Raw genomic sequence first — 13,816 nt, 5'->3', positions numbered from 1 at the left:
GGTGTCCCCGTGTACGCCGGCCATCGCCCGCGGCGACCAGTCCGCGGAGCCGCTGAGCAGCTCGCGGATGCGGTTGGCCTCCAGGACCATGTCTTCCGGGCCGTGCCGGCGGCCGGTCATCGCGGGCCGGCCAGAACCAAGGGCCCCTCCCGCAGCCGGATACCGGAGCCGACGCAAAGCCGACCGCAGCGGCCGACCCGCGGCAGCCACATCAGCGGCAGCCGGACCCTCAGCCGGACCCTCAGCCGGATCCACAGCAGCCGGACCCTCAGCCAACGCCGGACCCTCAGCCGGAGAGTCGGCTGAGGGTCCCGGAGCGGCACCGGTGACACGCGGGCCCGGCAGACGCGGAAGACGCCCACCCGGGGGTGTGACCCGGGGAGGTCAGCCGGTCAGGCCCGGCCCCGGACCGCCGGACGGCGACGGCGCATCACGTGGACGCCCGCGCCGAGGGCGGCCGCGCCGACCAGGCTCGCCCCGATGGCGGTCTCGGCGGCGGACGGGCCGATGGAGCCGCCGATACCGCCCTGGGCGGGGCGGCCCGGGAGGATCCTGAAGCGGTGCGTGGCGATCAGGCTGCTGTCGTTGCACCTGACGGACAGCGTGTGTTCGCCCGGCGAGGCGTGGTTGAAGATGCGGACGGTCGCGAAACCGATCGACCCGGCCGACAGGTTGGCCGGCGGAAAGTTGCCGGGAGAGGTGACCGTACCGCCGTGTCCGCAACCCGACGCGCTCACCTGCATCGTGGCTCCCTGGTGCACGGAGTACGGGTTGACCGAGACGTTGCTGGGGCCGCCGCCCCCGCCCAGCGGTGGGTTCGCGGAGGCGATGGGGGCACTGAGGGCGATCGCGGCGCAGGCCGCCGCCGTCACGGTAAGAGCGCGGAAAACACGCATGGTGGAACCTCCAGCGGAAAGCGCCCCGGAGCGTCGGCCCCGGATGATCGACGAGAACGCCTCCCACGACGAACCCTCAGCGCGGCCCGCAAGCTCCGCATGTGCGGCTTTGGTCCGCACGGTTGAGCGACACGCCGAAGCGCGGACCGCTCGGCTGACGGATCCGCAGGTCACGGCCCGTCAGTCATTTATGTGACGATTACCTGGATGGGCGCACCCCTTCCGGCCCCGTCCGGCCGCTTCCGGAGTGCGCCACCCGTTCGCCCCCTCCCCAATCGCCGTCCCGCCGACTCAGCCTTAGCGTGCGTGAAGTAGGGCGTAGTGGGGGCGGGACGGGAACGCGGGTCGGGACCCCCGCGTCGGGAAGGGAGAACGATGGGCGAGGACGAGACCGGGCAGTCACGCAAACGCTCGCCGTGGGGCGTACTCGCCATGGTCATGCTCACCGGCCTCGCCATGGTGCGAAACGGCGTGAACATCGACGAGGGGCCGCCCCAGCCCACCGCGGCCTCGGCCGTCGCGGTGACCGCCGACCAGTTGCCGGTGAATCCGCCGGCCGCGCCCGCGGACCTGGAGGTGCTGGAGCACTCGTCGGTGCAGCGCATCCGGATTCCCACGATCAATGTGGACGCGCCGGTGATGACGGTCGGGCTGGACGCGGAGGGCTGGATCGACGCCCCGCCGCCGCAGGACCGGAACCTGGCCGGCTGGTACCTCAACGGCATCTCGCCGGGCCAGCGGGGCTCAGCGGTGATCGTGGGCCACGTGGACAACGCGCAGGGCCCGGCGGTCTTCTTCGGCCTGGGCTCGGTCAAGCCGGGCAGCCACATCGAGGTGGAGCGGTACGACGGGCGCACGGCGGTCTTCGAGGTGTACGGCGTGGAGGTGTTCTCGAAGGAGTCCTTCCCCGGAGCCCGGGTGTACGGGGACACCGGGTACCCCGAGCTGCGCGTGATCACCTGTGGCGGCGGCTACTCCAAGGCCCGCGGCTACGAGGGCAACGTGGTCGTCTTCGCCCGGATGGTGCAGGCCCGCTGACTCCGGCGGTACGTACGGGGCCGCGCGGTCGGGCCCGAAGCGCACGGGGGTGAGCCCCGGGCAGGATGGCCTCAGCGGGCCGGAACCACCGGGAGGGTGAACCGGTAACCGCGCGCGAGCAGTTGGGGCAGGTACGCGGACAGCGCGTGGACGCTCTGCGACCGGTTGCCGCCCGCGTCGTGCGACAGGACGATCACGCCGGGCCCGGCGCCCTTGAGGACCCGGGAGACGATCGCGGTGGTCCCCGGCTCCTTCCAGTCCAGCGAGTCCACCGTCCAGGCGAGCGGCTCCATGCCCAGCTCGGCGCCGATCTCGAAGGCGGCCCGGTTCCAGGCCCCGTAGGGCGCCCGGAACCACAGCGGCGCCTCCCCGACGCTCCGCTGTACGACATCGCTCGTGCGTCCGATCTCGGACGCGAGGCCGGGCCGGCTCAGCCTGGGGATGAGCGGATGGGTCCAGGTGTGGTTGCCGATGACGTGGCCCTCGGCGGACATCCGGCGCAGCAGGTCCCGGTTCTCGGCGGCCATCTCTCCGCAGACGAAGAACATCGCGCGTACGCCGTACCGCCCGAGGGTGTCCAGGATGCCCGGCGTGTACCGGGGGTCGGGGCCGTCGTCGAAGGTGAGCACCATGCTGCTCGCCGTGGCCGGGCCGGTCGGCAGCTCCAGGATGGGCCGGGTGCGGACCGCGGGCTTGGCGGCGGGCGGCCGGGCGGGTGCCTCGGCGGTCATGGGCCGCAGCCGGTACGACTTCTCGGGCGGCGCCTGGACGAGCGTCCCGGGCGCTCCGGCCGCCGGATTCGCTCCGGGCCCTACCGCGCCACCGGAGCCCGGCGTACCGCCCACACCGCTTTCGCCTCCCCCGCCACCCTCGCCGCCCGCGTTGATCAGTCCGGCGGCGCCTGCGACTCCCAGGAAGACGGCGGTACGCAGGACTACGCGTCGTCTTACGGTCGGCTCATCATTTGTCATGATTCCTACGTATCAACGACATCGTCACAGATGTCGAGGGGCGCGGACGCGCGCCCTGCCCATCACCCGCCCGGCTCAGCCACCCGCCCCGGCTCGGCCACCCGCCCCGTTCGGTGGCGATGTCCAGGCAGCCTGTCGGCGCCATCGCGTGCCCCCAGGTCTACTTGCCCGTCGTCAGCCCGGCCTTGGCCGCGCCGCGGCTGAGGACGGCCTCGCTGACGGCGTCCCGGGCGGTCCGGTAGTCCTCCCGCTCGGGGTGGTGCGCGAGGCCTTCGGACAGGTTGACCACCCTGCCCGCGCCCCGGTCCATCCACTGCGGGATGAACTCGGCTCTGGTGACCTGCCAGCGCCGCCCCTCCGCGGCCGGCGGGGCGAAGGTGAAGCGTCCGATGGAGCCGTAACCGCCGCGCGGATCCTCCGCGCCGGAGTGGTTGAACATCTGGCCCGCCACCTGGTCGCCCATGCCGTAGACGATCCAGGTGCCGTTGACCTTTTCATAAGGCTGGGGCACGTGGGCGTGTGTTCCGAGGAGCAGATCGATGTCGGGGCGTCCGCCGCTCTGCGAGGCCGTGAGCGCGCTGCCGAGCGAGAGCTGCGTCGCGTCCGGTTCCGTCTGCCACTCCGTGCCCCAGTGCACGCTGACGAGGACCACGTCCGCGCCCGCCTTCCGGGCCGCCCGCGCGTCCGCGATGATCTCGTCCTGCTCCATGAGGGCCACCGCCCACGGCTGGCCGTCGGGCATGGGGTAGCCGTTGGTGCCGTACGTGTACGCGAGGTGCGCGACCTTGGCGGAGCCCGCCGTGTACGTCGTCGCCGTGGCCGCCTCGGCCGCCGTGCGGGCCGAGCCGGCGTGCTTGAGACCGACCTTGTCGAAGCGGTCGAGGGTGCGGCGCAGCCCGGTGCTTCCGTCGTCGAGGGTGTGGTTGGAGGCGGTGGAGCAGCCGTCGTATCCGGCGTCCTTGAGTGCGTCGGCGATCTGCGGCGGGGACTTGAAGGCGGGGTAGCCCGTGTACGGGCCGCCCTCCTCCCCGTAGATGGTCTCCATGTGGCACAGGGCCAGGTCGGCCGCGGAGACGACGGGCTTGACGCCGGAGAACATCGGCCGGAAGTCGTAGCCGTCGCCGCCCGCGTCGGCCGCGCCCTGCTGGATGATCGAGGTGTGCGGGAGTACGTCCCCGCTGGCGACGAGGGTGAAGCCCTTGGCGGCGGAGGGTCCCGCGGCGCTGGTGGCACCCGGTCCGCCGGAGTCGGCGAGGCGGGCCGGTGCGGGGCGTCCGGTGGTGGAGCAGCCGGCGGCAGCGCCCGCGGACAGCAGGAGGGCCGACAGGACGGCGACGGCGTGCCGGGTGCGCTTGGTCATCTGTCGCAGCTCTCGTTAGTAGGACTATCCGACTTACCGATCCCCTGCAATCCATAGAAGTAGGCGCCCCAAGTCAAGGAACGGCTCGCCCGCAGGACACCGGCTCACCCCTATGGCGGCCGCTCCGGCGCGGCGCCCGGAAGCCGCGGCGACCGGACGGCGCCCGAAGGCCGCCCGGACGTGCCGCGAACGGCGGCCCGGTCGGCAGTGAGCCCGCGCAGGCGCCGTTCGCCGCGCCGTTCGACCGTTCACCGCCCGGCGCGGCCGCCCACCGGATCACCCGGGGGCTTGGGCGCAATACCGCCGCCGGACGGTTCCCGGGCGGCCCGGTGCGGGTGAGGGTGAACGAACCGCCTCCCCAACGGACCCCCACGCACCTCGGAAGGAGCCCCCTCGTGCCGCTCTCACCCACCCTCCAGCGCACGGACCCCGAGGCGCTGGCCGAACTCCAGCGCGAGCACGGCCGGGCACTGTTCGGTTTCCTGTTCGGCCTCACGGCCGGGGACGCCCAGCGTGCGGAGGACCTCGTACAGGAGACGCTGGTCCGCGTCTGGCAGCACCCGGAGGTCCTGGACAGCGGGCACGACTCCATGCGGCCCTGGCTCTTCACGGTGGCCCGGCGGCTCGCGATCGACGCCCGGCGGGCCCGGATGTCACGGCCGCTGGAGGTGGACCCCGAGGGGCTGGAACAGGCGCCCGCACCCGAGGACGCGGTGGCCGGATCGGTCACCGCGATCGACGTCCGCCGGGCCGTGGGCTCCCTGGGGCCGGAACACCGCGAGGTGCTGATGCAGGTCTACTTCCGCGACCGCTCCGTCGCGGAGGCCGCGGCAGAGCTCGGCATCCCGGCCGGAACCGGCAAGTCCCGGACGCACTACGCCCTGCGCGCGCTGAGGAAGGGTCTCCAGGGGTACGGGTACGGGCTCGGCGCTTGATCGTCTCCTGGCGCGCGGCCTGAACGCTGCCCCGAGGAAGCCGCCAAGAAGCCGCGAGGAAGCCGCGAATGCATGCGGATCGGACAAGAAACGTATCCAATTCGGCATCAGAGCGTTCAAGTTGAGTAAACATCCCCCGTCGCGCGCGCCGCCCGGGACAGGCTCAGGGCTGACGGCGGGACGCTCGACGTGCGGGAGAAGGTGGAACGGTGCAGCCCGAGGGTATGAACGGCACCAGTGACGGCGGGCTCGCGGTGCCCATGGCATGGCTCTACGCCGAGTACATCGCGGACGAACTGCTGCGCACGGGCCGGTTGATCCCGGTCAGCACCCTGGAGTTCCGGGCCGGGCGCGACACCCTCGCCCTGACCATCTACCTCTCCGACGCCGCCGGTGAACTGTCCGGGATCCGGGTGGTCTCGCAGCTCGACGAGTGGCTGTCGCTGACGGCGTACGGGCACCCCTGGCGCGACTGGGTGCACACCCGGTTCCTCGCGCTGGGCGAGGAGGCCAGGGAGCGCGGCCGCGCCGAGGAACCCGACCTGGAACTGGCCCGTGCGGCCTGGCGCTGGCTGGACCGCACGGAGCTGTTCGCCACCAACATCGACCCCGGGCGCCGCGGCCACACCGAGACCCCGCCGGGGCTGGACGAGAACGCGCGGGTGTGGACCCCCGCCTGGCAGCTCGGCCTCCCGCTCGGCCACCTGGCCATGCACCTGTTCTGAGTCGCGGATCGGGCTAACGGATGCGCGGCGGCGCGGGGCCCGGCGCCTCGGCCGGATCGGTCACCAGGCCCGTGAAGTCGGCCTCGTTGCGCTCGGCCCGTGTCACGTACCACCGGGCGATGAGCCACATCACCGGATACGCCAGCAGGCCGAGTACCACCCAGGCCGGCGGCCCCGAGCCCGCGCGCGTCAGCAGGAACACCAGCGGCAGGGTCCCGACCAGCAGCGCGAGGGCGGCCAGCGCCCCGAGGCCGGCCCGCAACTGGCTGCGCATCAGGGCCCGGACATAGGTGGCGCCGAGGGTGGTCTGTTCGGAGATCTCCGAGCGGGCCGGGGTGTGCGCGGGCGGCCGCCGGCGGGCGCCCCGGGGCACCCCGGTGACGACCTCCCGCCGGGGCGGCGGCTGCTCAAGCTCGGCCATGGTCCGGGAGTCTAGGCCCTGTCCGGGCGATCTCCGCGGGCCCGCGCTGCCCGGCACGGCACCTCCCCGCGTTGTCGGAGCGCGCGAGTACGGCCACGTACGAGCTGCGCCCCTCCGCCATGCGATGCACCGCACCAGACAACGCGACCTGATCCACGAAGACCGCCCGGACAGGACCTAGGGTGTTCATTTGAGGAGGCGCGAGAGCCGCCGGTCGGCGAGCGGCTTGCCGCCGGTCTGGCAGGTGGCGCAGTACTGGAGCGAGGAGTCGGCGAAGGACACCGACCGGACGGTGTCCCCGCACACCGGGCAGGGCTCCCCGGCCCGGCCGTGGACCCGCAGCCCGCTCTTCTTCTCGGCCTTCAGCTTTCCGGCGGCCACGCCCTGTTCCCGGCCGACGGCCTCGCGCAGGGTGTCCTGGAGGGCCGTGTAGAGCCGGGTGGTCTGGTCCTCGTCGAAGGAGGCGGCCAGCTTGAAGGGCGACACCTTGGCCCGGTGCAGGATCTCGTCGCTGTAGGCGTTGCCGATGCCGGCGATGACGCTCTGGTCGCGCAGTACGCCTTTGATCTGGCGCCGCTCCCCCGCCAGCAGCGCCGCGAAGGCGTCCCGGTCGAAGTCCGCGGCGAGCGGGTCGGGGCCGAGGCGGGCGATGCCCGGCACCTCCCGGGGATCGCGGACGACGTAGACCGCCAGGCGCTTCTGGGTCCCCGCTTCGGTGAGGTCGAAGCCGCCGCCGCCCTCCAGGACGACGCGCAGGGCCAGCGGCCCCTTTCCGGGGCGCGGCGGCTGTGCGGGCAGCGTGTCGTGCCAGCGCAGCCAGCCCGCCCGGGCCAGGTGGGTGACGAGGTGGAGGTCGCCGATCGGCAGGGCCAGGAACTTGCCGCAGCGCATGGTGGGGCCGGCCCGCTGCCCTTCGAGGGCGGTCAGCGGCGGGTCGTACGTCTTGAGCACGCTCACGGCCAGGGGGAGGACGCGCTCGACCACCCGCCCGGTGAGGTGCTCGTCGAGGTACTCCCGCAGGGCCTCGACCTCCGGCAGTTCGGGCATGGTCCCAGCCTGCCGCCGCCTCAGGCGAAACGCGAGCTGGGCACCGGGCCGGGTGATCCGAGGTGGTCGCGGGTGCCGGTGAGCCAGCCGGGGGCCACCGCCGCCGCATAGGCGCAAAAGGCGTCGTCCGGGTCGGCCGGTCCCTCTCCGTCGCCCGGGTCGGGAGCGGCGTCGGCCCGGGCGATGTCCCGGGCGATCTCCTCCTCCGGGCGGTCGTCCTCCTCCCAGGGACTGCGGACGTACTGGGCGAGCAGGGCGCTGGAGTCGGGGCTCACCGGCGGCGGGCCGGTCCAGCGCGTGGCGTGCTCGTGCAGGATCTGGCCGTCGGCTCGGGCGCGCAGGCTCTGCGCGAGCTGCCGATCGCACGCCCCGAGGTCGTAGGCGATGACGACGGTGTCCGTGCGGGTGGGCTCGTACGGTACGGCGGGCAGCCCGAGCACCGCCGCGGCCGCGAGCCCGAGGATCCGGTCGGAGCGGCCGGGCAGCAGCGAGACGGCGGTGGTGGTCGGGCGGCGGCCGGTGGCCTCCAGGGCGAGGGCCAGGCGGGCGAGGCCGCGGCGGCACTGGGCGTGGTCGTCGCCGAGGAGCCCGTAGCGGCCCGTCATACCGGCGCCGAAGCCGTACGGGGAGAGGGTGCCCAGGAGCGCCCCGGTGAGGGCGAACTGCCAGCCGCGCAGATCGGTGCGGTCCAGCGGTCCGGCGGCCGCCGCGAGCTCGGCGCGGGCCAGCATGCGGCGCTGGCGGGCGTGCGCCCACTGCCAGGTGTCGTCCTCGGGGTCGGGGAGCCGGGCAGCGGCGGCCCGGGCGCCGGGCAGGTCCCCGGCCAGGAGCGTGTGGTGGACCAGGAGGTACGTCTCGGGCCAGGCGGGCAGCCGTTCGCCCCGGGCGGCGAGCAGCGCGGTGGCCTCGGCGTGCCGGTGTTCGTCCTCCAGGGCGGAGACCAGTTCGGCGAGGAGCGGGCGGGACTCGGGGAGCAGCCGCAGTGCCTCCCGCAGGGGCCCGACGGCGAGGAAGGCGATGCCGCGTTCGACGCAGCCGTAGCCGAGGTCGTAGAGGGCTTGGGGATCATCCGGGCGCCGGCCGGCCGCGTGGGCGGCGGCGGCCAGGTCCTCGAAGTCGGCGGCTTCGGCCAACGCCTCGGCGGCCTCGGCGAGTTCGGGGAGGGAGAGGGCTTCGGCGCGCGGACGCAGCGACCGTACCGCTCCGGGCAGGTCCCCTGCCTCCAGGAACCGGCGGACGTCATCAAGGGCGATGGTCATCGCGCCGATCCTCCGCGACCGCGGTCCCGCACCGCAACGTACTTTTACCTCCTGCGCCCCTCCGGAGCCGGGGCGTGCCCGACCCGGCGCCGCCGACCGGGCGGCGGGCTGCGCCGGACGCGCCCTACGCCATCACGAACTCGCACCACACCGACTTGCCGCTGCCCCGCGACTCCACTCCCCACACGTCCGCCAGCCGGTCCACCAGCATCAGCCCCCGCCCGGAGACGCCGGATTCGCCCGCCTCGCGCCGCCTCGGAAGCGCGCTGGAGCGGTCCTCGACCTCCACCCGCAGGCGCCGTTCGTGGCCGGTCAGGACGCGCAGGGTGACGAGGGCCGGGCCGTCGGTGTGCATGAGGGCGTTCACGATGAGCTCGTCGGCGACCAGTTCGATCTCGTCCGCCCGTTCCCGCCCGCCCCACGCGCGGACCGCCGCGCCGATCATGTGGCGGGCCGCCACCAGCGCCTCGGGGTCGCCCGGGGCGACATGCTGCTGCAGGCGCCCGCCGCCCCGCGGTGCGTCCTCCACCCGGCGGCGCAGCAGGAGCAGTGCCATGTCGTCGTCCCCGCCGCGTTCGTCGAGGACCCCGCACAGCCGGTCCGCGAGCTGCTGCAGGTTCGCAGGTCCACTGCGGATCAGCGACCTCAGCAGGTCGATGCCGTCGTCGAGGTCGGCGCCGGGCTGTTCCACCAGGCCGTCCGTACACAGCAGGAGCGTTTCTCCCGGGTCGAGTTCCACCGTGGTCACGGGATATTCGAGGCGGCCGAACTCCGCCGAGAGGCCGAGCGGCATCCCGCCCCCCACGCAGATCCTGCGGCAGTCCCCGTCCCGCGTGCGCAGCAGCGGGTCGATGTGTCCGGCCCGGACGAACTGGAGCACGCCCGTCGAGAGGTCGGCCTCCACGTACGTGCAGGTCGCGAAGCGGTCGGTGTCGAGCTCGTGCAGGAAGACGGAGGCTCGGGCCATGACGGTGGCCGGCGCGTGCCCCTCGGCGGCGTAGGCGCGCAGCACGATCCGCAGCTGGCCCATCACGGCCGCGGCGTGCGTGTCGTGCCCCTGGACGTCGCCGATGACCGCGCCGACGCGGCCTCCCCCATGGCCTCCGGCATGGGAGGTGCCCGCTGGCAGCGGGATGACGTCGTACCAGTCGCCGCCGATCTCCTGGCCCATGCGGGCGGAGCGGTAGCGGACGGCTATCTCCGCGCCCGGCACCGACGGGATCCGCCTCGGCAGCATCGCCTGCTGCAAGCCCTCCGCCAGATCGTGCTCCTGCTCCAGCAGCATCGCCCGCTGGAGGCTCTGCGCGATGCTGCTACCCAGCGCGACCAGCAGGTTCCGCTCGTCCTGGGTGAAGCCGTCCTTGTCCTGGTAGAGCAGGCCGATGGCGCCGATGGGGCGGGCCTGCGCGATCAGCGGCAGGTAGGCCGCCGCCGAGATGTTCATGGAGGAGATCTTCGACCAGAGCGCGGGATAGTCCGCGGCGAACTCCTGCGCCGAGTGGAGGAAGCGCGGCTGGAGGGAGCGGACCACCTCGCTCATGGGGTACTGCTCGTCAACGCGGGTGTAGCGGGTGCCGGGGACGAAACCGCCCTGCGGCCCCTCGGCGACGAGGTGGATCCGGCCGGACTCGACCAGGCCCATCACCATGCCCATCGAGCCCAGCCGCTCCAGGCCGTGGGCGTCGCCGAGCGCGTCGATGACGTCCTTGACCGTGCGGGCGTGCGCGAGGGCGGCGGTGGTGCTCTCCACCACCGTCGTCTGACGGCGCCGTTCCTCGTCCAGCCCCAGGCGCTCCGCCGAATGGCTGAGCTCCTCGGTCGCGTCCCGGACGATGCCGATGATGCGGTACGGGCGTCCGTCCGGGGCGCGCATGACGCGGCCCTGGGTGTGGGTCCAGCGCAGCCGCCCGTCCTGGCAGCGGATGCGGAAGTAGGCCCCGTAGCTGTCCCCCCGGCTCTTGAGGGCGCTGGAGACGAGTGCGTCGAGCCTGCTCGCTTCGGCGGGCGGGACGCGGGGCGCCAGGGACGCGGGCCGCCCGTCGTAGGCCTCCGGGGTGGTGTCGAAGACGTCGAGGGCCGCTTCGTCCATGTGCATGAGCCCGGTGACGAGGTCCCAGTCGAAACTGCCCATGCGGTTCAGGGAGAGCGACCGGTCCGGGTGCGCGGGCCAGTCGTCCGGCAGCGATACGGTGGGCGGCACCGATCCACCATGACACACGGCCCGGTCAGGCGCTCTCCAAGGAGTAACCCGGGTCGGAGGGCGGCTGCTGCTCGTCGGGGACGCCGTACGGGTCCTCGGGGTCGAAGGGGGCGTACGGGTCGGTCGGCTGCGGCGTCGAACCGTCGGGCTCCATGGGGTACGCCGGGTCGCTCGGGTCCCCCGGCATGTTCGGATCGGTCGGCATGTTGGGGTCGGCCGGCATGTTGGGGTCGGCCGGCATGTTCGGATCGGCCGGGGCGTTGGGGTCCCCCGGCTCTGTGGGGTGGCCCGGCATCTGCGGCGGCACGTCGGAGGGGGTGTCGGAGGGCGGCTGCTGCGGTGTCACCGGATCCGAGGGGGCGTTCGAGCGTGGCGGGCAGTCCGTCGCGCCCGGGGCCGGGATCCCGCCCGGCGGCGCGGTGCGGGGCCGGCCGTCGCTTGGGGCGCCCCGGCAGGGGTCGGGCGAGGGCCCGGTGGGGGTCGGCGGGCCGGTCGGGATGCCGTCGGCCGGGTCGTACGGGGGCAGCATCTGCGGGGTGCGGTCCTGGGCGCCGTCGTCGCCGGTCCTGCGCTCGATCCAGGTGTTGTCCGCGATGTTCACGATCACCAGGTTGTCGATCACGTGGGGGGTCGGTTCGATGACGATGACCTGGTTCGGCTGGTAGCCGTTCCAGGGGTCTCCCTTCTGCACCGGTGAGCCCTTGGGCGCACGCGGGGACAGCAGCGGGTTTCCGCAGGCGCAGCGGACGCGGGGCATGCCGTGCCCGTCGACGAGAACGGCGGTGCCCGCCTGGAGTACGGACTGGAAGACGTCGGCGCGGCCTTCGCGGAAGGCGTGGCTGGTGACGCGGGTGTCGGCGCGGAGCACCACGGGGGTGAGGCCGCGCAGGAAGTCCGGGATCTTCGCCTGTTCGATGTCGGAGGCCTGGGCGAAGGCGCTGGCCTTGGCCTCGTCGGTGGTGAGGGAGCGGACCTGCTGCTCCACGTCGCAGCTGCCGAGCCGCTGGGTGCCGCCGTACAGGCCGGGGGTGGCCGCGTTGACGGTACGGATGCCCCGCCCCGTCGGATTGGGCAGCGGGGGCTGCACGGGAGCGGACTCGGCGGTGGCGGAGGAGGCGGTGAAGGGGTCGGGGCCGGCGGCGCCCACGGGCTGGAGGTGGACCTCCCGGCTCTCGGAACCGGCCTCGCTCCGCGCGTCGTCGGAGCCGCCGCATGCCGCGGCGAACAGACCGAGGAGGGCGAAGAGGGCGGCTCCGACGGGTGCGTGACGACGCGGCGCCTGACGAGGTGTCGGAGGTGTCGGTGCATGCACGTGGATCTCCCTTTTCGCCCCGGTTGCTCCCTCTTGTCTGCCGCATCCGCGCGACCCTCGCAACCGGAGAACGTCTTGAACATGTTCAAGACGCCGCGTAGGCTCACGACCGCGAGCTGAACGCGTTCAAAACATTTGGACGGTTCCGGCTCCGGACGCTGCGACCTTCACGGGCGCCGAGCGACAGATCGGGGGAGTCCGCGGTGACGGTACTGGTGAACGTGATCGTCACCCTGGGCATGCTCTACGTCCTGCCCGCCGGCCTGCGCCTGATCGACCCGGCCGGGCTGCGCTCGACCGCCCGCTTCTGGCCGCTGCTGGCCGCCCCCGGCGCGCTGTGCCTCTGGCTGCCGCGAGGCGCCCCGGCCGTGGTGCTGGCGGCGCTCTATGCGGCAGCCACCGTGGCCCTCGCGGCCCGGGCCCCCGCACGGCTGCTGCGCACCCGTTCGCTCGCCCCGCCCGAGGTCGCCGTCCTCACCGCCCTCGTCTCGCCCTCCGTCGCGGGAGCCGCGCTGGTCGCCGAGCGCGCCGGGTACCGGCTCTTCGGCTTCGACCTCGACATCCTGGCGCTGACCGTGCCCCACTTCCACTTCGCCGGTTTCACCGCCGCCCTGGTCGCCGGACTCGTATGCCGGGCGGCCGCTCCGGGCCCCTGCGCACGCTGGGCCGCGTACAGCGTGCCGGCGGGGACCCTGCTGGTCCTCCTCGGCTATTTCATCGACGACTGGGCCGAGCTGGTGGGCGCCGTGGTGCTGACCGGCGGGATGTGGGCGGTGGCGCTGCTGACCTGGCGGGAGATCCGCCCGGCAGGCCGCGACCGGACCACCCGCGGGCTGCTCGCCCTCTCGGCGGCGGTGCTGGTGGCCACCATGCTGCTCGCCCTGTGGTGGGCGGTCGGCGAGGCCACCGGCGTCGCCCACCCCACCTTGACCTGGATGGCGGCCACGCACGGCCTCGGCAACGCACTCGGCTTCGCCCTGTGCTCGGTGCTGGCCTGGCGCAGGCTGACGGCAGACCGACGACCGACAGCAGAGCGCCCGTTGGCGGCACACCCACGACTGACGGCAGACCGACAGGAGACCGCCCCGTGACCCGCCTCACCGGCGCCGGCCGCAAGTCCCGCACCACCCCCACCGGCAGCCTCAACTACCCGGACCGGGGTGCCACCGCCGGGCGGCCGCTGCCCGCCGGATACAACCACCTGCGCCACCGCACCCGGATCGGCCACGGGCGGGCCGCCTTCGAGGCCGCCGGAGCGGCGGTCACCACCTTCGCCGCCCACCGGGCCTCGGGGATGCGGGTACGGACCGACACCGCCGCCGTCCGGCCCGGCGACCGGGTCGAGGTCGGGATCGGCTTCGGCCCGCTGCGGATCACCGCTCCGTGTCAGGTGATCTGGACGGCGTACGAGACGGCCCGCACCGGCTTCGCGTACGGAACCCTGAACGGTCACCCGGAGTGCGGGGAGGAATCCTTCATCGTGGACATGGAAGCCGACGGCGCGGTGTGGTTCACCGTGACCGCCTTCAGCCGCCCGGCCCGCTGGTACACCCGCCTCGCCGGCCCGGTGGTCCCCCTCCTCCAGCTGGCTTACGCGCGCCTGCTCGGCCGCACCCTGCGCGGGCTGGCGAGCGCGGGCTGATACTGGAGTG

General features: G+C 73.6%; 13 protein-coding genes. 5 read left to right on the top strand and 8 right to left on the bottom strand.

The annotated features are described in order from the left end of the window. Window positions 1-392 precede the first annotated feature (392 nt). Window positions 393-896, bottom strand: a complete 504-nt coding sequence (locus ACWDX7_RS11345; RefSeq protein WP_451490221.1) for a hypothetical protein — start codon at window positions 894-896, stop codon at window positions 393-395. Between the two features lie 375 nt (window positions 897-1,271). Between ACWDX7_RS11345 and ACWDX7_RS11340 the strand changes: the two genes are divergently transcribed. Beyond that, window positions 1,272-1,934 (top strand): class F sortase, encoded by a 663-nt coding sequence (locus ACWDX7_RS11340; protein ID WP_451490220.1) that lies wholly within the window; start codon window positions 1,272-1,274, stop codon window positions 1,932-1,934. 71 nt (window positions 1,935-2,005) lie between these two features. Here the strand turns inward: ACWDX7_RS11340 and ACWDX7_RS11335 are convergent, their stop codons facing one another. Then, entirely contained in the window at window positions 2,006-2,905 is a 900-nt protein-coding gene (locus ACWDX7_RS11335) for a polysaccharide deacetylase family protein (protein ID WP_451490219.1), read from the bottom strand. A 160-nt stretch (window positions 2,906-3,065) separates the two neighbouring features. Continuing rightward, window positions 3,066-4,265 carry a CapA family protein gene (locus ACWDX7_RS11330; protein ID WP_451490218.1) on the bottom strand — a complete coding sequence of 400 codons (1,200 nt, stop codon included), beginning with the start codon at window positions 4,263-4,265 and terminating at the stop codon, window positions 3,066-3,068. 395 nt (window positions 4,266-4,660) lie between these two features. On the opposite strand from ACWDX7_RS11330, the gene ACWDX7_RS11325 reads away from it, so the two are divergent. Together ACWDX7_RS11325 and ACWDX7_RS11320 are read left to right on the top strand one after the other, a co-directional pair. Further along, window positions 4,661-5,200, top strand: coding sequence for a sigma-70 family RNA polymerase sigma factor (locus ACWDX7_RS11325; protein WP_451490217.1), 540 nt, complete (start codon window positions 4,661-4,663; stop codon window positions 5,198-5,200). A gap of 224 nt (window positions 5,201-5,424) precedes the next feature. Beyond that, on the top strand, window positions 5,425-5,925 hold the full coding sequence (locus ACWDX7_RS11320; protein WP_451490216.1) for a hypothetical protein: 501 nt from the start codon (window positions 5,425-5,427) through the stop codon (window positions 5,923-5,925). A 13-nt stretch (window positions 5,926-5,938) separates the two neighbouring features. Here the strand turns inward: ACWDX7_RS11320 and ACWDX7_RS11315 are convergent, their stop codons facing one another. The 5 genes from ACWDX7_RS11315 to ACWDX7_RS11295 form a co-directional block, all read right to left on the bottom strand. Beyond that, entirely contained in the window at window positions 5,939-6,346 is a 408-nt protein-coding gene (locus tag ACWDX7_RS11315; protein WP_451490215.1) for a hypothetical protein, read from the bottom strand. Between the two features lie 186 nt (window positions 6,347-6,532). After that, a complete protein-coding gene (locus ACWDX7_RS11310; protein ID WP_451490214.1) occupies window positions 6,533-7,393 on the bottom strand; it encodes an Fpg/Nei family DNA glycosylase in 861 nt (286 codons plus the stop codon). A gap of 20 nt (window positions 7,394-7,413) precedes the next feature. Beyond that, window positions 7,414-8,652, bottom strand: a complete 1,239-nt coding sequence (locus tag ACWDX7_RS11305; RefSeq protein ID WP_451490213.1) for a hypothetical protein — start codon at window positions 8,650-8,652, stop codon at window positions 7,414-7,416. Between the two features lie 124 nt (window positions 8,653-8,776). Continuing rightward, window positions 8,777-10,870 carry a SpoIIE family protein phosphatase gene (locus ACWDX7_RS11300; RefSeq protein ID WP_451490212.1) on the bottom strand — a complete coding sequence of 698 codons (2,094 nt, stop codon included), beginning with the start codon at window positions 10,868-10,870 and terminating at the stop codon, window positions 8,777-8,779. Between the two features lie 7 nt (window positions 10,871-10,877). Further along, window positions 10,878-12,164 carry a DUF6777 domain-containing protein gene (locus tag ACWDX7_RS11295; RefSeq protein ID WP_451490211.1) on the bottom strand — a complete coding sequence of 429 codons (1,287 nt, stop codon included), beginning with the start codon at window positions 12,162-12,164 and terminating at the stop codon, window positions 10,878-10,880. 203 nt (window positions 12,165-12,367) lie between these two features. Here ACWDX7_RS11295 and ACWDX7_RS11290 point away from each other — a divergent pair, with 203 nt between their 5' ends. Then, window positions 12,368-13,255 carry a YndJ family protein gene (locus ACWDX7_RS11290; protein WP_451490210.1) on the top strand — a complete coding sequence of 296 codons (888 nt, stop codon included), beginning with the start codon at window positions 12,368-12,370 and terminating at the stop codon, window positions 13,253-13,255. Then, window positions 13,252-13,806: a DUF1990 family protein gene (locus ACWDX7_RS11285; RefSeq protein ID WP_451490209.1), complete on the top strand. Its 555-nt coding sequence runs from the start codon at window positions 13,252-13,254 to the stop codon at window positions 13,804-13,806. The genes ACWDX7_RS11290 and ACWDX7_RS11285 overlap by 4 nt, the downstream gene beginning before the upstream one ends. The last annotated feature ends 10 nt before the right edge of the window (window positions 13,807-13,816 follow it).

The sequence above is a fragment of the Streptomyces sp. NPDC003034 genome (genome assembly GCF_053591375.1).
This window is presented reverse-complemented; position numbering and strand designations above follow the sequence as displayed.

Bases quoted from the DNA above. Each gene is read 5' to 3' on its own strand.
- ACWDX7_RS11345 (WP_451490221.1), bottom strand. From the start codon at position 896: ATGCGTGTTTTCCGCGCTCTTACCGTGACGGCGGCGGCCTGCGCCGCG.
- ACWDX7_RS11340 (WP_451490220.1), top strand. From the start codon at position 1,272: ATGGGCGAGGACGAGACCGGGCAGTCACGCAAACGCTCGCCGTGGGGC.
- ACWDX7_RS11335 (WP_451490219.1), bottom strand. From the start codon at position 2,905: ATGACAAATGATGAGCCGACCGTAAGACGACGCGTAGTCCTGCGTACC.
- ACWDX7_RS11330 (WP_451490218.1), bottom strand. From the start codon at position 4,265: ATGACCAAGCGCACCCGGCACGCCGTCGCCGTCCTGTCGGCCCTCCTG.
- ACWDX7_RS11320 (WP_451490216.1), top strand. From the start codon at position 5,425: ATGAACGGCACCAGTGACGGCGGGCTCGCGGTGCCCATGGCATGGCTC.
- ACWDX7_RS11315 (WP_451490215.1), bottom strand. From the start codon at position 6,346: ATGGCCGAGCTTGAGCAGCCGCCGCCCCGGCGGGAGGTCGTCACCGGG.
- ACWDX7_RS11310 (WP_451490214.1), bottom strand. From the start codon at position 7,393: ATGCCCGAACTGCCGGAGGTCGAGGCCCTGCGGGAGTACCTCGACGAG.
- ACWDX7_RS11305 (WP_451490213.1), bottom strand. From the start codon at position 8,652: ATGACCATCGCCCTTGATGACGTCCGCCGGTTCCTGGAGGCAGGGGAC.